The 16,779-nt window shown below is 49.1% G+C and carries 21 protein-coding genes, 1 tRNA gene and 1 pseudogene; 14 read left to right on the top strand and 9 right to left on the bottom strand.

Annotated features, from left to right (window positions below; translation table 11 throughout):
- Window positions 1-437: 437 nt before the first annotated feature.
- From ltrA to cap12, 13 genes and pseudogenes are all read left to right on the top strand, one after another.
- On the top strand, window positions 438-2,120 hold the full coding sequence (gene ltrA, locus QGT73_RS10930; RefSeq protein ID WP_010801611.1) for a group II intron reverse transcriptase/maturase: 1,683 nt from the start codon (window positions 438-440) through the stop codon (window positions 2,118-2,120).
- Between the two features lie 94 nt (window positions 2,121-2,214).
- Window positions 2,215-2,646: pseudogene (locus QGT73_RS10935) on the top strand (DUF4141 domain-containing protein); the annotation flags it as partial.
- A gap of 3 nt (window positions 2,647-2,649) precedes the next feature.
- Window positions 2,650-3,654: a conjugative transposon protein TraJ gene (gene traJ / locus QGT73_RS10940; RefSeq protein ID WP_010801794.1), complete on the top strand. Its 1,005-nt coding sequence runs from the start codon at window positions 2,650-2,652 to the stop codon at window positions 3,652-3,654.
- Between the two features lie 32 nt (window positions 3,655-3,686).
- Window positions 3,687-4,310, top strand: coding sequence for a conjugative transposon protein TraK (gene traK, locus QGT73_RS10945; protein WP_004293887.1), 624 nt, complete (start codon window positions 3,687-3,689; stop codon window positions 4,308-4,310).
- A gap of 39 nt (window positions 4,311-4,349) precedes the next feature.
- Window positions 4,350-4,637 carry a TraL conjugative transposon family protein gene (locus tag QGT73_RS10950; RefSeq protein ID WP_010801795.1) on the top strand — a complete coding sequence of 96 codons (288 nt, stop codon included), beginning with the start codon at window positions 4,350-4,352 and terminating at the stop codon, window positions 4,635-4,637.
- A complete protein-coding gene (gene traM, locus QGT73_RS10955; RefSeq protein ID WP_010801796.1) occupies window positions 4,618-5,970 on the top strand; it encodes a conjugative transposon protein TraM in 1,353 nt (450 codons plus the stop codon). The genes QGT73_RS10950 and traM overlap by 20 nt, the downstream gene beginning before the upstream one ends.
- A 37-nt stretch (window positions 5,971-6,007) precedes the next feature.
- The gene (gene traN / locus QGT73_RS10960; RefSeq protein WP_010801797.1) at window positions 6,008-6,994 is read left to right on the top strand and encodes a conjugative transposon protein TraN; all 987 of its coding nucleotides are present in this window, start codon (window positions 6,008-6,010) and stop codon (window positions 6,992-6,994) included.
- A gap of 2 nt (window positions 6,995-6,996) precedes the next feature.
- Window positions 6,997-7,572: a conjugal transfer protein TraO gene (locus tag QGT73_RS10965; RefSeq protein WP_010801798.1), complete on the top strand. Its 576-nt coding sequence runs from the start codon at window positions 6,997-6,999 to the stop codon at window positions 7,570-7,572.
- 7 nt (window positions 7,573-7,579) lie between these two features.
- Window positions 7,580-8,482, top strand: a complete 903-nt coding sequence (locus QGT73_RS10970; RefSeq protein ID WP_010801799.1) for a toprim domain-containing protein — start codon at window positions 7,580-7,582, stop codon at window positions 8,480-8,482.
- Entirely contained in the window at window positions 8,479-8,982 is a 504-nt protein-coding gene (locus tag QGT73_RS10975) for a DUF3872 domain-containing protein (protein WP_010801800.1), read from the top strand. Before QGT73_RS10970 ends, QGT73_RS10975 begins: the two co-directional genes overlap by 4 nt.
- On the top strand, window positions 8,979-9,509 hold the full coding sequence (locus QGT73_RS10980; protein ID WP_010801801.1) for a glycoside hydrolase family protein: 531 nt from the start codon (window positions 8,979-8,981) through the stop codon (window positions 9,507-9,509). Before QGT73_RS10975 ends, QGT73_RS10980 begins: the two co-directional genes overlap by 4 nt.
- Window positions 9,510-9,575: 66 nt before the next feature.
- The gene (locus tag QGT73_RS10985; protein ID WP_010801802.1) at window positions 9,576-10,613 is read left to right on the top strand and encodes a nucleotidyltransferase-like protein; all 1,038 of its coding nucleotides are present in this window, start codon (window positions 9,576-9,578) and stop codon (window positions 10,611-10,613) included.
- On the top strand, window positions 10,610-11,548 hold the full coding sequence (cap12, locus tag QGT73_RS10990; RefSeq protein ID WP_010801803.1) for a CBASS system CD-NTase-associated NAD(+) hydrolase Cap12: 939 nt from the start codon (window positions 10,610-10,612) through the stop codon (window positions 11,546-11,548). The genes QGT73_RS10985 and cap12 overlap by 4 nt, the downstream gene beginning before the upstream one ends.
- 45 nt (window positions 11,549-11,593) lie before the next feature.
- Here cap12 and QGT73_RS10995 read toward each other — a convergent pair whose 3' ends face one another.
- From QGT73_RS10995 to QGT73_RS11035, 9 genes are all read right to left on the bottom strand, one after another.
- Entirely contained in the window at window positions 11,594-11,815 is a 222-nt protein-coding gene (locus tag QGT73_RS10995) for a DUF7688 family protein (protein ID WP_016274252.1), read from the bottom strand.
- A 118-nt stretch (window positions 11,816-11,933) separates the two neighbouring features.
- Window positions 11,934-12,242 (bottom strand): hypothetical protein, encoded by a 309-nt coding sequence (locus tag QGT73_RS11000; RefSeq protein ID WP_010801805.1) that lies wholly within the window; start codon window positions 12,240-12,242, stop codon window positions 11,934-11,936.
- Window positions 12,243-12,295: 53 nt separating this feature from the next.
- Complete coding sequence (locus QGT73_RS11005) at window positions 12,296-12,541, bottom strand: DUF6956 domain-containing protein (RefSeq protein WP_016270933.1); 246 nt, start codon at window positions 12,539-12,541, stop codon at window positions 12,296-12,298.
- Window positions 12,538-12,768: a DUF3873 domain-containing protein gene (locus QGT73_RS11010; RefSeq protein WP_010801807.1), complete on the bottom strand. Its 231-nt coding sequence runs from the start codon at window positions 12,766-12,768 to the stop codon at window positions 12,538-12,540. Before QGT73_RS11010 ends, QGT73_RS11005 begins: the two co-directional genes overlap by 4 nt.
- Window positions 12,769-12,788: 20 nt before the next feature.
- On the bottom strand, window positions 12,789-13,046 hold the full coding sequence (locus tag QGT73_RS11015; protein ID WP_032934929.1) for a hypothetical protein: 258 nt from the start codon (window positions 13,044-13,046) through the stop codon (window positions 12,789-12,791).
- A gap of 24 nt (window positions 13,047-13,070) precedes the next feature.
- Window positions 13,071-14,363 (bottom strand): PcfJ domain-containing protein, encoded by a 1,293-nt coding sequence (locus QGT73_RS11020; protein ID WP_010801809.1) that lies wholly within the window; start codon window positions 14,361-14,363, stop codon window positions 13,071-13,073.
- The gene (locus QGT73_RS11025) at window positions 14,360-14,776 is read right to left on the bottom strand and encodes a PcfK-like family protein (RefSeq protein ID WP_010801810.1); all 417 of its coding nucleotides are present in this window, start codon (window positions 14,774-14,776) and stop codon (window positions 14,360-14,362) included. Before QGT73_RS11025 ends, QGT73_RS11020 begins: the two co-directional genes overlap by 4 nt.
- 13 nt (window positions 14,777-14,789) lie before the next feature.
- The gene (locus tag QGT73_RS11030; RefSeq protein WP_010801811.1) at window positions 14,790-15,011 is read right to left on the bottom strand and encodes a hypothetical protein; all 222 of its coding nucleotides are present in this window, start codon (window positions 15,009-15,011) and stop codon (window positions 14,790-14,792) included.
- 11 nt (window positions 15,012-15,022) lie between these two features.
- On the bottom strand, window positions 15,023-15,238 hold the full coding sequence (locus QGT73_RS11035) for a hypothetical protein (protein WP_010801812.1): 216 nt from the start codon (window positions 15,236-15,238) through the stop codon (window positions 15,023-15,025).
- A 1,153-nt stretch (window positions 15,239-16,391) separates the two neighbouring features.
- Between QGT73_RS11035 and QGT73_RS11040 the strand changes: the two genes are divergently transcribed.
- Window positions 16,392-16,476: transfer RNA gene (locus QGT73_RS11040), tRNA-Ser, on the top strand.
- The last annotated feature ends 303 nt before the right edge of the window (window positions 16,477-16,779 follow it).

Genomic DNA, 16,779 nt, shown 5'->3' on the forward strand with positions numbered 1-16,779 from the left:
CGCCAGCATCAGGAGGTTAGGGAGCGAGGCTGAGTGATATGGCTAACGAGAGTGAACTGTTTTTGACGCATCGTAAGGTATGAAACGAGCTAAAGATGCTATAAGGCTTGAACCAAAATGGTAAGCAGCCGGATAACCCCGAACCTTGTGGGGCTACACGGACACTAGAGCTGCCGGTGTATAGACAGAGCCTAAGTCATTCGAAAGTCATTTATGTAAAACGTGGTAAGCCCGTATTTCTCCTATCATTCGATAGGTAAGTGAGCCGCAAGGCAAGCCGAACGGGATGCGGGTATAGGATTGCGGAGAAAGCGAATGCCATTCTGTAATGGGATGGATAGAGGTTTAAACGTCACCTCACGGGAAACCGGGCAGACTTCCGCGTTAGGTAACTCTTTACAAGAAACTTGTTGAACTATAAAAAAGGAGGAAAGCAAATGAACGAGATTAGAACATCGTGTGCGCCTACTGACCAAACAATCAGCAATTGGGAAAGTATCGACTGGAACAAATGCGAGTTAGAGGTTAGAAAGCTGCAAGCACGTATTGTAAAGGCTCAGAAGGAAGGTCGCTACGGCAAGGTGAAAGCCCTGCAATGGCTACTGACCCACTCGTTCGCGGCTAAAGCATTAGCCGTAAAACGGGTGACTTCCAACAAAGGGAAGAACACATCGGGAGTAGATAAGGTTTTATGGTCTACTCCCATCGCTAAGGCGAACGCTATCACAGAGTTGAAAAGGCGGGACTACAATCCCATGCCTTTGAAACGGGTAAACATTCGTAAGAGTAACGGGAAATTGCGCCCGTTAGGAATACCTACAATGAAAGACAGAGCGATGCAGGCATTGTACCTTATGGCATTAGACCCCGTTGCCGAAACCACAGCGGACAACCATTCATACGGTTTCCGTAGGGAAAGATGCACGGGCGACGCCATACATCAGTGCTACATCAACCTGTCCAAAGAGTCATCCCCGCAGTGGATTTTAGAGGGCGACATCAAAGGATGCTTCGACCACATCAACCACGAATGGTTGCTGAACAATATCCCGATGGATAAAGTGATGCTCCGTAAGTGGCTGAAAAGCGGTTTTATTTTCAATAAACAGCTTTTCCCCACCGAGGAAGGTACTCCGCAGGGCGGTATTATCTCGCCGACGCTTGCGAATATGGCACTTGACGGTCTGCAAACAATGCTTGAAGCAAAGTTTCACAGGGTTGATTTGTACAGCCCTAAGAGATCATACTATCCGAAAGTGCATCTTATACGGTATGCCGATGATTTTATAATCACCAGTATAAGTAAGGAGATGCTCGAACAGGAAATCATGCCGATGGTCAAAGAGTTTCTTCAGGCACGGGGGCTTACCCTATCAGAAGAAAAGACGAAGATTACTCACATCGACGAAGGTTTTGATTTTCTTGGATTCAACATTAGGAAGTATAAAGGCAAGTTTCTAATTACGCCGTCAAAGGAGAGCCAAAAGAAATTTCAGCGGAAGATTAACGAGATTGTCAATTCTCACAAAACTATCCCGCAGGAATCGCTTATTAGGCTTCTTAATCCGGTCATTACCGGATGGGCGAATTATTACCAACACGTGGTATCGGGCAAAGTGTTCCAAAAAATGGACTTCCATATCTACCAGAAACTTTTGCAATGGTCGCTCCGACGACATCCAGCGAAAGGGAAATGGTGGGTAGCAGAGAGGTATTTCCATAAACACAGGGGCAGGTCTTGGGTTTTCGCCGCACCTTTCGACAAGGACGGTAGGCAAGAACTGTACCCGATTAAGTGGCTGACGGATACTAAAATTACCCGCTATGCAAAGCTTAAATGTGATGCAAACCCCTACGACCCAGATTGGACAGAGTATTTTGAAAAACGGGAAACCCGTCTGATGCTCCAGTCTGCAAAAGGTAGGAATACGATAGTCCGTATTTGGAAACGCCAACAGCGAAAATGTCCCTACTGTGGGGAACCCATTACCCGGAATACTCCTTGGCGGGTATCCGAAAAAGTGGTTCACGGTAAAACCGAGCGAATGCTCGTGCATAGCTACTGCGGTAGAAATAATGTTCAACCTTTTAATAACGAAGAATATGAGCCGGTTTCATAACAGAAATTTTGAGTTGCTTGAGCCGTATGATGCGAAAGTATCATGTACGGTTCTTAGGGGGGAAAGGGGTAGCAATACCCCCGACCTACCCGACAAGAAGTATTATGACGCGCTGAAATCAGTGAACAACCTTGTCCGGGATGCCCGCAAGGTGCAGCAGACCATTCTGATGGTGGGCGACATCACCGACATCTATGTGACCAACTTCCAACGGATGATGCGTGACGACAACTTCACCGTGGAGGAACTGGGAGCCATCGCCTTCGGGTACACGAAGCTGCTGGAAGAGAGCAACGATGTACTGACCGAACTGAAAAACGTGGTGAACATCACCACGCTCTCCATGACCGACAAGGAGCGCATGGACGTGGTGGAACGCTGCCATTCCAAGATGAAGCGTTACCGCAACCTCGTGAGCTACTACACCAACAAGAACATATCGGTGTCCTACCTCCGCGCTAAAAAGAAGAACGACCTCGACCGCATCATGGGGCTGTACGGGAACAAGAACGAAAGATACTGGTAGCCTATGGAGTTTGACAACCTTCACCAGATATTACGCTCGCTCTACGAGCAGATGATGCCGCTGTGCGAGGACATGGCGGGCGTGGCGAAAGGCATCGCCGGGCTGGGCGCGTTGTTCTACGTCGCCTACCGGGTATGGCAGTCGCTGGCGAGAGCCGAACCGATAGACGTGTTCCCGATGCTCCGCCCCTTCGCCATCGGTCTTTGCATCATGTTCTTCCCCACGGTTGTGCTGGGTACGATAAACAGCATTCTCTCGCCCGTCGTGCAAGGCACGGCGAAGATGCTGGAGGCGGAAACGCTCGACATGAACACCTACCGCCAGCAGAAGGACAAATTGGAATACGAGGCGATGATGCGCAACCCCGAAACCGCCTACCTCGTGTCCAACGAGGAGTTTGACAAGCAGCTGGAGGAACTCGGCTGGTCGCCCTCCGACATGGTGACGATGGCGGGGATGTATATTGACCGGGGGATGTACAACATGAAGAAGGGCATCCGCGACTTCTTCCGCGAGATACTGGAACTGCTGTTCCAAGCCGCAGCCCTCGTGATAGACACCGTCCGCACCTTCTTCCTCGTGGTGCTGGCGATACTCGGTCCGATAGCTTTCGCCATATCGGTGTGGGACGGCTTCCAAAGCACGCTCACGCAGTGGATATGCCGATACATACAGGTCTATCTGTGGCTGCCGGTGTCGGACATGTTCAGCACCATACTGGCTAAAATACAGGTGCTGATGCTGCAAAGCGACATCGAGCGGATGCAGGCTGACCCGAACTTCTCGCTGGATTCGAGCGACGGGGTGTATATCGTATTCCTCTGCATCGGCATCATCGGCTACTTCACGATACCCACCGTTGCGGGCTGGATCATCCAAGCCGGAGGCATGGGCAGTTACAACCGCACCATGAACCAGATGGCGGGACGTGCCGGAGGCATGGCGGGCGGAGTCGCAGGAGCGACCGCAGGAAATGCCGTCGGACGCATCGGCAAGCTGCTGAAATAATCAATGTGAAATCATAAACGGAAAAAGAAAAAATGGAATTCAAGTCACTCAGAAACATCGAATCGTCGTTCAGGCAGATACGCCTGTTCGGTATCGTCTTCCTCTCGCTATGTGCCGTGGTGACGGTGTGGAGCGTGTGGAACTCCTACCGTTTCGCCGAGAAACAACGGGAGAAGATCTATGTGCTGGACAACGGCAAGAGCCTGATGCTCGCCTTGTCGCAGGACTTGTCGCAGAACCGCCCGGCGGAGGCACGGGAGCATGTGCGCCGTTTCCACGAGCTGTTCTTCACGCTGTCACCCGAAAAGAGCGCGATTGAACACAACGTGAAACGAGCCTTGCTGCTGGCGGACAAGAGTGTGTACCACTATTATTCGGACTTCGCCGAGAAGGGGTACTACAACCGCATCATCGCCGGGAACATCAACCAAGTGCTGAAGGTGGACAGCGTGGTGTGCGACTTCAACGCCTATCCCTACCGCGCCGTGACCTACGCCACGCAGAAAATCATCCGGCAGAGCAACGTCACCGAGCGCAGCCTCGTGACCACCTGCCGCCTGCTGAACGCATCACGGTCGGACGACAACCCCAACGGCTTCACCATCGAGGGGTTCACCATCATCGAGAACAAGGATTTACAGACAATCAAACGGTAACAGGTTATGAAACGGAAAGTAAAAAGTATCAGAAAATCAATGTGGGGTATGTATTGGAAGCTCCACGACAAACGGAAACAAATCGTGGCAAAAGTCAAAGGCTATCTGGACGGCTTGCCGCCGGAAACACGCCGCCGCATCGTGCTGGGGATGCTCGCCGCCTTCGCGGTGCTTGCCCTCTACACCTTCGGCAGAGCCGTCTATGACATCGGCAGGAATGACGGCTCACGCATGGAAATGGGACACGCCGGACGGGTGGAACTGCCGACCCCGACGGAAACAGGCAATCACTTAACACCTTATTTATATGGAACAGACGAAGAATGAACCGACGAAAGAGAACAAAGCCGCTCCCGACACGGGAAAGCCGAAAAAGGAGCGCGAACCGCTGACCGAGGCACAGCGGCTGAAACGGCAGAAGATGATCGTGCTGCCCGCTATGGTGCTGGTGTTCATCGGGGCGATGTGGCTGATATTCGCTCCGTCCTCCGACAAGGAGCAACCGCCGGGAACAGACGGCTACAACACCGAGATGCCCGACGCGGACAAGGCGAACAAGCAGATTATCGGCGACAAGCTGAAAGCCTACGAGCATGGGGAGATGGAAGAGCGGTTGGAAAACCGCAACCGTGCCATCGGGCAGCTGGGCGACATGTTCGACCGCGAGATAGCGGGAACGGAGGACGGGACGGACTTCGACCTCGCCAATCCGGGCGGCAAGGAGGAAAAGGCACAGCCCGCCACGCCGCAGACCATCCAATCCTCCGCTGCCGCCTACCGTGACCTGAACGCCACGCTCGGCAACTTCTACGAACAGCCGAAGAATGACAATGCCGAAATGGATGAACTGCTGGAGCGCATCGCCTCGCTGGAGTCGGAACTGGAAAGCGAGAAGGGCAAGGCTTCCGCCGTGGATGACCAAGTGGCACTCATGGAGAAATCCTACGAGCTGGCGGCAAAGTACATGGGCGGTCAGAACGGCAGACAGCCTTCGGCGGAACAGGCGGCAGAGCCGCCCACTGTGCAGAAGGGGAAAAAGAACACGGCTACACCCGTAAGACAAGTGACCCGCCAAGTCGTTTCCTCGCTTGCACAGCCCATGTGCAATGCGGAGTTTGTCGCCGCCTTCTCGCAGGAAAGCAACCGGGGTTTCAACACGACTGTCGGCACGGCGGAGGTATCGGACAGGAACACCATCCCGGCGTGTGTGCATGGTGCGCAGAGCGTGACAGACGGGCAGACGGTAAGGCTGCGCCTGCTGGAGCCTATGGCGGTGGCGGGCAGGACAATTCCCCGCAATGCGGTAGTGGTCGGCACGGGCAAGATACAGGGTGAGCGGCTCGACATCGGGATCACCTCGTTGGAATACGACGGCACGATTATCCCGGTGGAGCTTGCGGTCTATGACACGGACGGACAGCCCGGCATCTTCATCCCGAATTCGATGGAGATGAACGCCGTCAGGGAGGTCGCCGCCAACATGGGTGGCTCGTTGGGGAGTAGCATCAACATCTCCACCAATGCCGGGGCGCAACTTGCCTCCGACTTGGGCAAGGGGCTGATACAAGGCACGAGCCAGTATATCGCCAAGAAGATGCGAACCGTCAAGGTGCATCTGAAAGCCGGGTACAGGGTCATGCTTTACCAAGAAAAAGATTGAGAACAATAAAAAAATTACCACTAAAAATCCAAAAGTAATGAGAAAAGTAATCATCATGTTTGCCCTCGCTATGGGCATCGCAACTGCTAACGCGCAGGAGAATGTAACCGTTGAAACGACCAACGGAAGTGAACAACCGACCTTGACGAAGGAGGTCTACCCGCAGAAGGAGGCGGACGGCGACCTGTATCACGGGCTGTCGCGCAAGCTGACCTTCGACCGCATGATACCGCCGCACGGTCTGGAAGTGACCTACGACAAGACCGTCCACATCATCTTTCCGGCGGAGGTGCGCTATGTAGATTTAGGCTCGCCCGACCTGATTGCCGGGAAAGCAGACGGAGCGGAGAACGTAATCCGCGTGAAGGCTACCGTGCGGAACTTCCCCAACGAAACCAACATGTCCGTCATCACGGAGGACGGCAGTTTCTACACCTTCAACGTGAAGTATGCCGCCGAACCGCTGCTGCTCAACGTGGAGATGTGCGACTTCATCCATGACGGCAGCACGGTGAACCGCCCGAACAACGCGCAGGAAATCTATCTGAAAGAGCTGGGCAGCGAAAGCCCGATGCTGGTGCGACTTATCATGAAGTCAATTTACAAGCAGAACAAGCGCGAGGTGAAGCATATCGGCTGCAAGCGTTTCGGCATCCAGTACCTGTTGAAAGGCATCTACACGCACAACGGCTTGCTTTATTTCCACACGGAGATAAGGAACCAGAGCAACGTGCCTTTCGATGTGGACTACATCACTTGGAAAATCGTGGACAAGAAGGTGGCGAAGCGTACCGCCGTGCAGGAGCAGATCATTCTGCCGCTCCGTGCGCAGAACTACGCCACACTCGTGCCGGGCAAAAAGAGTGAGCGCACGGTCTTCACTATGGCGAAGTTCACCATCCCCGATGACAAGTGCCTCATTGTGGAACTTAACGAGAAGAACGGCGGCCGTCACCAGTCCTTCGTGATCGAGAACGAGGACTTGGTACGCGCCAATACCATCAACGAACTTCAAGTGCGCTGACCATGAGAAAATACATCGCAATAATCATCGCGTCGCTTGCCCTTTTCACGGGGCAGGCGCACGCCCAGCGATGCCTGCCGAAGATGCAGGGCATCGAGGTAAGAGCGAACATGGCGGACGGCTTCAATCCCGGTGGCAAGGACGGCGGGTACAGCTTCGGGGCGGCACTCTCCACCTACACGAAGAAGGGGAACAAGTGGGTGTTCGGTGGCGAATACCTCCTGAAGAACAATCCCTACAAGGACACCAAGATACCCGTGGCGCAGTTCACGGCGGAGGGCGGATATTATTTCAAGATACTGTCGGATGCCCGAAAAATCGTGTTCGCCTATGCCGGGGCTTCGGCTCTTGCCGGATATGAGTCGGTGAACTGGGGAAAGAAGGTGCTGCATGACGGCTCCACGCTGCACGACCGGGATACCTTCATCTACGGCGGTGCGCTGACGCTTGATGTGGAGTGCTACGTGGCAGACCGTATTGCCTTGCTTGCCAACCTGCGGGAGCGTTGCCTGTGGGGTGGCGACACAAGGAAGTTCCACACGCAGTTCGGGGTCGGCATCAAGTTCATCATCAACTGACACGGGCATGGAACGGACGGAAATAGATGCTGTCAGACGGATGCCGCTTGCGGATTTTCTCGCACGGTTGGGGCATGAGCCTGTCAGAAGGAGCGGTAACGAGCTGTGGTATCTCGCCCCGTACAGGGGCGAACGCACACCCTCTTTCCGTGTGAACGTGGCGAAACAGCTCTGGTACGACTTCGGCTTGGGCAAGGGCGGCGATATTTTCACGCTTGCCGGGGAGTTTCTGCAAAGCGATGACTTTAGGACGCAGGCGAAGTTCATAGCGGAAGCCGCCAATATGACGGTGACCGGATGGGAAAAGCCCGCCTATTTCCCAAAGCCGACCGAACCCGTCTTTGAGGATGTGGAGGTCGCTCCGCTGTTTCGTTCACCGCTGACGGAGTATTTAGAGGAACGGGGCATACCAATCGGAGTAGCATCCCGCCACTGTTGCCGTCTGAACTACGGCGTTCGTGGAAAACGGTATTTTGCCGTCGGTTTCCCGAACATGGCAGGAGGTTATGAAGCCAGAAGCCGCTTTTTCAAGGGGTGCATACCACCGAAGTCTGTATCGCTGGTAAAGGCGAAGGATACCACGGCTGACGAGTGCCTCGTGTTTGAGGGCTTCATGGACTTCCTATCCGCTCTGACGCTTGGTGTAACCGGTAACGCAGACTGCCTTGTGCTGAACTCTGTCGCCAATGTAGGTAAAGCTGTGGAACTGCTGGACGGTTACAGGCGCATCGGCTGCTTCCTCGACCGTGACGAAGCTGGACGGCGGACGCTTGACACTCTTGCCAAACGGTATGGGGCGCGTGTCACCGACCGTTCCTCACTCTATGACGGTTGCAAGGACTTGAACGAGTACCTGCAACAGACAACGAAAAAACAGAAAAACAACCATCAAAAAATCGAAGAAAAATGAACATACTGAACAACAGAAACAAGAGAACAAACATCTTCAAGGCGGTGGCGTTATGCCTGATAGCCGCCGTGTCATTCACCCTCGTGTCGTGCGACGACGACATGGACATCCAACAGTCCTATCCCTTCACGGTGGAGGTCATGCCCGTACCGAACAAGGTGACTAAGGGGCAGACGGTTGAAATCCGCTGTGAGTTGAAAAAGGAAGGCGACTTCGCTAACACCCTTTACACCATCCGCTATTTTCAGTTTGAGGGAGAAGGAAAGTTGAAAATGGATAACGGCATCACCTTCCTGCCCAACGACCGCTACCTGCTGGAGAACGAAAAGTTTCGTTTGTACTACATAGCGGAGGGCGACGAAGCACACAATTTCATCGTGGTGGTGGAGGATAACTTCGGCAACTTTTTCGAGTTGGAATTTGACTTCAACAACCGGAATGTAAAGGATGACGGCTTGACCATCGTTCCCATCGGCAACTTCAGACCCTTGCTGAAATGATGCGTGTATTCATGGTAATGCTCTGTTCGCTTCTGGCGGTCTGTTCCGTGTCTGCACGGATCAGCCGCCAAGAGGGGACGGACGGGCAGGCGGCAATCTACCGTCTGCCACTTTTCGAGAGGGCGGTACGCTGCACGAAATATTTTGAAGGCTGGCACTCGGAAAAGCACCACCCATATGTGGGTTGGGGTCACAAAATTTTGCCGGGCGAAAGGTACTCGGCACGAACCATGACAAAACGGCAGGCGGACGCGCTCCTGCGGAAAGACCTGCGGAAGTTTTGCGCGATGTTCCGGCAGTTCGGGAAGGACAGCCTTCTGCTTGCCACGCTTGCCTACAACGTGGGCCCATACCGGCTTTTGGGGAGCAAGACAATCCCCAAAAGCACCTTAATCAAGAAGCTGGAAGCTGGCGACAGGAACATCTACCGTGAGTATATAGCCTTCTGTAACTACAAGGGAAAACGCCACGCCATGTTGCTTAAACGGCGAAAGGCGGAGTTTGCGCTGCTGTACGAACGACAATAATAGTTAGGTGTGCCAATTTGTCATTTGGCACGCCTTTTGTTATTTTTTTTGTAAAAAGTGAAAAATATGGATTATTCCCAAAAACTGAGAAAAATAAATAATCGATACAACCCAGACTCGTCAATGCTCGTAGAGCAAAGAATGTTCAGTGGAGAATCTTTATATGATAAAGATGTAGCAAGATATGTAATGCGTGCAATGAAAGCCGTTGATGAGGAATATACAAAACGGTCTAAAGCTGCAGGTGAAGTTGTTAAACAGCATCTAAAAGAATTACTTACGAATGTATCGTATGAATATCAAGGTTCTGTTATGACAGATACACACATAAGGGGAGCTAGTGATATAGATTTACTGGTACTATGTGATAAATTTGTTGGAACAGATATTTTTAAGGTAAGAGAAGAATTAGCGAAAACATGGAAATATAACAGTTATCAGCTAGGTAGATTATGTCAGTTTGATAATTCTTTCTCTCAATATGAGGGTAATAGTTTTCGGGATATGGCATTTTTGCGGACTCAAATTGAAAAGATTATGTCACGTACATATACTATATGTGACATATCAAAGCCCAAGGCGGTAAAAATTACCAATCAAAATCTTCATCGGGATGTAGATATTGTAACATCATCATGGTTTCAATCGTTGGATTATGTGTTGGACGGAATGCCAGAAAACAAACGTGGCATAAAAATATACAATAAAAGCACTGGATTTTCTGAAGGTCCTGATTATCCGTTTCTAAGCATATCAAGAATAAACCAAAGAAGTTCAGATACAAATGGACGTTTGAAAAGAATGATTAGATTCCTTAAAAATGTTCGTACAGATTCTGAGAAAGATATTCCACTTACAAGTTTTGAAATCAATGCTATCTGTTACTCAATACCAGTACAAGATTACGCACAAAAAGAATACAAGGAATTGGTTTACATCTTGTGGTATTCTATGTTCCATTTATGGAATGATGGCAAACAAGATGAACTTAAGTCAGTGGTTGGAGACGAATATATCTTTAAAGATAAGCCAGAAAAACTTGCGGCATTAAAAGTATTGGAAGACGAAGTTTATAAAATAAATAAAGATTTAGGTAATATATGAAACCAAGAATATTTATCGGTTCATCAAGCGAAGGTCTTGATGTGGCCAACCGAATCAAGGACTTTTTCAAGGAGGATTACGATTGTTATCTTTGGACAGACAATATCTTTAAGAACAATGAATCATTTTTGGAAACGCTGATCAAATCTGCCAGTTTATTTGATTTCGGTTTTATGGTATTTTCTGCTGATGACGAACTTATTGTCAGAGATAAGCATTTTGAATCAGCACGTGACAATGTCTTATTTGAATATGGTCTTTTCCTTGGTCGTGTAGGTTTAGATCGAGCTTTTGTTATTGCTCAACAAGAAGCAAAAATACCTACCGATTTGTTAGGCATAACGAACACTCGGTATGAAGTGAAAAGTGGTACAGACGGAAAGAAAGTCGCTACAGATTCATTAGAAAAAGGTTTAGCTAAATTAAAAAAACAAATTGACGAAAGCATCAACCTCGGGCATCTAGGGCTCTTGCCATCAACAGTGTTGGCAATTTCCTACTTTGAGGGATTTGTTAAACTTGCGGCAGAATGGCTTACAGAAAACACACCGGGATTGGAAATTGATGGTACCCAATATGACAAGGGTATCTTAAAAATTGTAATGCCGGATTCTCTTGATGCAGATATAAAAAAGTGTGCAATGTTGTATTATAAGAAATTGGGACTAAAAGAGGCTAAGATTGATACAAAACAAAGAAGTTACCCTATTCATTTTGCGACAAAAGATGGCGAAGATTCTTTGGAAATATATGATATGCCGACTATTTTGACGGGTATAGACAAGGCAATTGATATGTATTTTCGAGTAGGACATATTGGTAAAAAGATAGAACAAGAACTTGCGGAAGAAAATGAAATGAATAATTTTCGGAGGGTTTTACAACTTTTGATCAACGAAGATGCCTTTTGTAGAGAATGTGTTGTAATTATATAATCTACAACTCCGATGAAGCCGCAACTTCATCGGAGTTTCCGCTTTTCATACATTCGGGATTGTTCCTGTGTCTATCACGCCACCGTCCCTGCAATGCTCGATGCTGCCGGGCGTAAATCCCATGCTATTGATTGCGATGTGGCGAATATAGTCCGCATACTCCTTACCTTGAAAATTCTGTCCCGTAAGGTTTCTGAAAATCATCTTTATGCTTATGCCGTCGTTGCCGTGCAAGATGATTTTTCCGTTCTGCCTGATTGTTTCCATGATTAAAACTTGTTTTTTGTGAATGGTATCGCAGATTGGCACAAAGGTTTCTTTGCTACTTTCTTTGTCCGCCATCATGCTCACTGAAAGAAAGTAGGGCGGCTCTCGCCGCCGCCACTCAAAAGCGTGTGTAAAGTCCTGTCACCATCGTGAACATTTCTTCCAGCATATCAAAATAGATACCCTCGTATACGGCAATGTCCTTCGTCCTGCATTCGAATGTCTTCTTGCTGAACGTCTTGCGGTAGAAACGCATATTGTAGAGGTCTGCCCCTGCATCATAGATGATGTCAAGGCGGTTTGCGCTTGTCTTGTTCCTTGAAAGGCTCATCCGTAAGCCGTTGCCCATATCTATAAAATCACGACTTCCTGTCATAGTGGCGAAGCGTTTTCCGCCTATCTGCTGTAATATCGTCTTTGCTATCATATCCGTTGTTCTTAGGGTTTTAAGTGTTGGCGGTGCGCACACCGCCAACCCGTTCAAAATTCTATCATCTCGGCAATGGGTGTCTGACATTGTAGCCATTCCTTCACGCACTCCATATTATACTCGCTCGTGATGACTGCCGTATGGCTGTCGGTGGCGGTGAAGCGTGTACTTTCGTAGTCGTCAATCCACCCTTTGAGGGTGTCTGTTCCCCACGCTTCGGCATCGTCAAATATGCCGTCCAATGCCGTGATAGGCTCTTTGAACTTGACAATCAGTGTTTGATAGGTTGTGTTCATACTCTGTCCTCCTTTCCTTGTTTTGCGGTCAACCATTTGTCCCTTGCTTCCCGACATTCGTCCAATGTGGGTTTCACACAAGCGAACAATTCTCCGTCTGTGTGGCGGTAATCGTATTGTACAAGTGTCCGCCTGCGTCTACCGATACCCGATTGGAAACGCTCGTATTTCTCCGTACCTGCTTCCGTGCAGGTGCTTACTCCGTTGATGGTCATTCGTGTTGTCATAATCATCGCTCTTTTAGATGTTAAAAATGTACTGATAAAAGTCTGTTCTTCATCACCATTTCGGGGTTGCTCGTGTAGCGTTGGTGCAGGTAGAAATGGTGTGAGCCGAAGCCGTAATGGAAGAACTTGTCAAGTTCGTGCTTCTCGGCAAATTCCCTTACACCTTTTCTTAACCCCTCCTCACTCGTTGCGAGAATGAGGAGGTTTACAAATTCAAGGAACATCGTGGGGATTGCATCATCCCACACACAAATCATACTTTCAATTCTTACTTCCATATCCATATCGTTTTAGGGTTTATGCTATGCTGATTTTCTCATCCGTTTGCGGATTAGGTTCATATTGCTGTCCACAAGGTTTATGATGCGGTCGTGATACTCGGTGTTTTGGTTGCACACTCCACGGCTCTGCACCACCTTGAATGTCTTTAACGACACCTCTATCGTTTCAATGCGCACTCCGTCTATGGTAGCCGAAAGGATAAGGGAGTGTTTTTTGAGATAGTAGGAGTTAGACCACACACAATGGCGCATTTTCGTTCCTTCTTCCGCAAACTCGGCTACGCTCTCCAATACACGGATGCTCAATGTACCGTCTGTAAAGGCGATGCCAAAGAACTTGCCTTTGAGCCTGCGGTATTCCTTTTCGTGTTTTTTCGCTTCCTGCTGCCGTTCCCTCAACTGCTGCCGTTCCCTTTGGCGGTTGCGCTTTTCCACCCACTTGTCGTGTTCGGCGTTGAGGTCTTGGGGGCAGACATACTTCGGGCTGTTCGTGTCTTTCCCGAAGTGTCGCAGGAGTTCTATCATATCACGCCACATAGAGCCGTCTGCAATGGTGTAGCCGTTGCGGATGCAGATTTTTATTGATGCCCAATACTCCCCGATGTTGAATGAGTAGCGCAGATAGTGGCGCAACATAGGGTATTGCCCTGCCTTCAAAAGCGTTTCCGCACGGCTGTCGGTTAGAATGGCTTTGAAAAGGTCGTAAGGCAGTATGTTGTGATATTCACCTTTGAAGCCGTTGCGTTTCACTTCGGGGATAAAACGCTGTCGGGGGTAGGTGCATATCGGGGCGATGTCGTATGCCCGGAGTTCTTGGTTCTTGCGCACCTCCATGTCGCTGTATTCCGTCCACTGGTCATAGTAGAAAAGCGACATACCACGCAATCGGGCAACGGTTGTTGTCTTTCCGTTGGGGGCAATCCACCTCTGTACCACCTCAAAGATGGAATACTTGGCTGTCTGTCCTACTTTGTATCGGGACTTGACGGAAAAGAAGCGTATCACTTGGTACTGCTTGCAGGTGGTGATAATGGAGAAATACTCCATATCGCTGATTACCCTCTTTCGGGTGCGCAACGCTTCCAACTCCATGCCGCAACGGGGGCAGGTGCATCCGCAAATGGTGTCCGCAAGGTCGTGTCCGCTCTTCCACGAATGTCCGCACTCGGTGCAGATGTTCGTGCCGTTTGCCCTTTTGACTGCGTAATGCTTGAAGCAATGGCGGAAAGCGTATGCCTTCTGTGCTTCGGTCAAATTCGGTAGTCGCTTGCTCAGACGTGCGACTTCCTGCTGGATGCGTGTTCTCGGTTTCATAAGCCTAAATCAAATAATGAGGGTTGTGATTGGGTTTCTTTTTTCGCTGACGGTCTGTTGCGGTTCTGCAACTTGCGGAGTTCCTCCTCTTGGTATCTGCGGACTGCGTTCTGCCGTGCCTCCGCCTTTTCCTCTGCCGTGAGTTCCACAACGTGGTTCACTACCACTTGGCAGTTCATCGGCTTGCCCACCTCTATCTCGTTCTCGTCATAGTAGTGGATGGCTTGCCCGAAAATCTCTCCGTCCGTGAAGCCGTTGCAACCGCTTTTCTGCACATAGTTCAGAATGTAGGTTACGCAATCGTCTATGTTCTTGGCAGGGTTGCGGTAGTTCTTCGCAAAGAGCGCATCTTCTTCCGCACGCTGTTCCAAATACATCTGTATCGTTCTCTTGAAATGGTCTGTTCCTTTCATATTGCTTTCGTTTTTAGATTGTCTGTTTCAGTATATCTCTCCAATAGGTAGGCTGTACCTCGCTGAGTAGGAAGTCTATGAAATCCCTCCGTGCGTCCTTGTTCAGTTCGTGGTAGAGTTCACGGAATGTGCTGAAATTGCCGTTGATGTACGTTTCCTCCATATACTCGAAGATGTTACCCACCTCGTAATATCTGCACTGCTGCGCTGCCGTCTTGCTGTTTCTCTTTGCCATATCTGTAAGGGTTAAAGGGTGAGTAACCAAAGGATGAAGCCGAAGAAGGCAATGGTGGAAAGGATAGCCACGATTACACCTATCGCCACTCGGAACACTCCGTTTACAATCTCTGTGATAATGCCCCAAAGGATGCCGAACACCCCGAAGGCGGTGCGCATTATCAAGCCGCATATCGTCAACCCGATGTATTGCGCTGTCTGTTTGAAGTCTGCCGTTGCTGTCATATCTTCGCTGTTTTTGATTTTTTTGTTTTTTATGCGGATTCAAGAGCTGAGGGAGTTGAGTTTCAAACTATCTTATCTGCCTCTCGTTTATCCGACATTTTTTTTATGCGTCTTTCTGTCGCATCGGTCGTTTTCGTTTCGGGTGCTTGAAAAGGTAGGGATTAGGGAATGCAAGGTTTTTCGGCGGAAATACTACCCGAAGGGCTGGAGATTTTTGCCGAAAACAGGAGGCGTGACCTTGCTTTCCCGTCAAATCCCGGAATTACCTTTGCGCCCAGAACGAAAATGACTGACTGATGCGGCTCTACTGAAAGGCGCAAGATGGAGGTAAACGAAAACAGAGGCAGATTGGAATACAAAAACTTCAGGGGAAATCCGTAAAAAGAGGGAACGACTAAAAGAAAAGGAAATCATCGGAAGCGTGAAAAGGGCAAACCACCGACAAGGAAGTATGAATGTTTCCGATCCGATGGCACTTGTTCCACCGGGCGGCAACATTCTTTCTTCCCGGTTTGCCCGGCTGTGTGTGGCCGCTTGCTTCATTCATGGGGCAAGCTGACGCACTCTGCATATATTCCGCTTCCGGCACAAATGGACAACGAAAAAAGAAAAATCATCTGAAAACCCGTAAAAGCACCTCTTGGCATAGCCACAAAAGAAAGGGGCATTGCATCATCAGTCTAAACATCGTTTAGGCGTTAGGCAATGCCCTTTTCTCAGGCTATGTGGTAGTCGGCACACGTTTGTTCAAAACTCGTTTTGGGCAATGGTGTACCGACGGATAAAATCGCTTTTACGGAAAAATCTTATGTATGAGGGAATAAAAAATCCGGGAACTTGTTTCAAAATCTAGGATAAAATAGCTACTTTTGCATACGAAGAGTTCTTTGAAGGTTACGCAATGCGCAGAAGGATAATGCAGTAGATAACTAACTAAATCGTAACCTATTACTATCAAGAGCAATTAACCTACGCTCATTTCCAGTAAATTAGACCTTTTTCGTAACTTCATTATACAAAATTACAAAAGATAGATTAAAAATCAGAAAGATATATAAGAAAAAAGTAACAGAGCGAAATTTTTTTCAACAAAAGTGTCAAAACATTTGCAAGATTCAATAAAAATATCTACCTTTGCACCTGCAAACATCAAGGAGAGATGGCAGAGTGGTCGATTGCGGCGGTCTTGAAAACCGTTGAGGGTCACACCTCCGGGGGTTCGAATCCCTCTCTCTCCGCAATAAACGCTGAAAATCAGCAAATTGCAAAGCAAACACCCAGTTTTACACCCAAGAATGTAAAGTTGGGTGTTTTTGTATTATTTAAGATTTTATTCTGCTGTTTGTACAGTTACGCATTATAAATCCGGCTAATGGACACATTGTTCCACTTATAAGGATATGTCTCCATTTTGATTAGCCTGAAAGCAATAATTAGGGGTCAAGCCGAAATGGCGGTGCATATGTTAAATTTGGCAGTTAGAAGTGTTAAATTTTTAGGCGTAGAGTTTGACCAGTCGGAATATGAAGAAGTCTCGGTCC

Origin of the sequence: Duncaniella muricolitica, assembly GCF_910574735.1 — a bacterium.
GTDB lineage: Bacteria > Bacteroidota > Bacteroidia > Bacteroidales > Muribaculaceae > Duncaniella > Duncaniella muricolitica.

What these genes read in the sequence shown, in the direction of transcription:
- traN (WP_010801797.1), top strand. Translation starts at nt 6,008, where the DNA reads ATGAGAAAAGTAATCATCATGTTTGCCCTCGCTATGGGCATCGCAACT.
- QGT73_RS10995 (WP_016274252.1), bottom strand. Translation starts at nt 11,815, where the DNA reads ATGGAAACAATCAGGCAGAACGGAAAAATCATCTTGCACGGCAACGAC.
- QGT73_RS11035 (WP_010801812.1), bottom strand. Translation starts at nt 15,238, where the DNA reads ATGACAGCAACGGCAGACTTCAAACAGACAGCGCAATACATCGGGTTG.
- QGT73_RS10950 (WP_010801795.1), top strand. Translation starts at nt 4,350, where the DNA reads ATGTGGGGTATGTATTGGAAGCTCCACGACAAACGGAAACAAATCGTG.
- traM (WP_010801796.1), top strand. Translation starts at nt 4,618, where the DNA reads ATGGAACAGACGAAGAATGAACCGACGAAAGAGAACAAAGCCGCTCCC.
- cap12 (WP_010801803.1), top strand. Translation starts at nt 10,610, where the DNA reads ATGAAACCAAGAATATTTATCGGTTCATCAAGCGAAGGTCTTGATGTG.
- QGT73_RS10970 (WP_010801799.1), top strand. Translation starts at nt 7,580, where the DNA reads ATGGAACGGACGGAAATAGATGCTGTCAGACGGATGCCGCTTGCGGAT.
- QGT73_RS11025 (WP_010801810.1), bottom strand. Translation starts at nt 14,776, where the DNA reads ATGAAAGGAACAGACCATTTCAAGAGAACGATACAGATGTATTTGGAA.
- QGT73_RS11005 (WP_016270933.1), bottom strand. Translation starts at nt 12,541, where the DNA reads ATGAACACAACCTATCAAACACTGATTGTCAAGTTCAAAGAGCCTATC.
- traK (WP_004293887.1), top strand. Translation starts at nt 3,687, where the DNA reads ATGGAATTCAAGTCACTCAGAAACATCGAATCGTCGTTCAGGCAGATA.
- QGT73_RS10980 (WP_010801801.1), top strand. Translation starts at nt 8,979, where the DNA reads ATGATGCGTGTATTCATGGTAATGCTCTGTTCGCTTCTGGCGGTCTGT.
- traJ (WP_010801794.1), top strand. Translation starts at nt 2,650, where the DNA reads ATGGAGTTTGACAACCTTCACCAGATATTACGCTCGCTCTACGAGCAG.
- QGT73_RS11010 (WP_010801807.1), bottom strand. Translation starts at nt 12,768, where the DNA reads ATGACAACACGAATGACCATCAACGGAGTAAGCACCTGCACGGAAGCA.
- QGT73_RS10975 (WP_010801800.1), top strand. Translation starts at nt 8,479, where the DNA reads ATGAACATACTGAACAACAGAAACAAGAGAACAAACATCTTCAAGGCG.
- QGT73_RS11015 (WP_032934929.1), bottom strand. Translation starts at nt 13,046, where the DNA reads ATGGAAGTAAGAATTGAAAGTATGATTTGTGTGTGGGATGATGCAATC.
- QGT73_RS10965 (WP_010801798.1), top strand. Translation starts at nt 6,997, where the DNA reads ATGAGAAAATACATCGCAATAATCATCGCGTCGCTTGCCCTTTTCACG.
- QGT73_RS11000 (WP_010801805.1), bottom strand. Translation starts at nt 12,242, where the DNA reads ATGATAGCAAAGACGATATTACAGCAGATAGGCGGAAAACGCTTCGCC.
- ltrA (WP_010801611.1), top strand. Translation starts at nt 438, where the DNA reads ATGAACGAGATTAGAACATCGTGTGCGCCTACTGACCAAACAATCAGC.
- QGT73_RS10985 (WP_010801802.1), top strand. Translation starts at nt 9,576, where the DNA reads ATGGATTATTCCCAAAAACTGAGAAAAATAAATAATCGATACAACCCA.
- QGT73_RS11020 (WP_010801809.1), bottom strand. Translation starts at nt 14,363, where the DNA reads ATGAAACCGAGAACACGCATCCAGCAGGAAGTCGCACGTCTGAGCAAG.
- QGT73_RS11030 (WP_010801811.1), bottom strand. Translation starts at nt 15,011, where the DNA reads ATGGCAAAGAGAAACAGCAAGACGGCAGCGCAGCAGTGCAGATATTAC.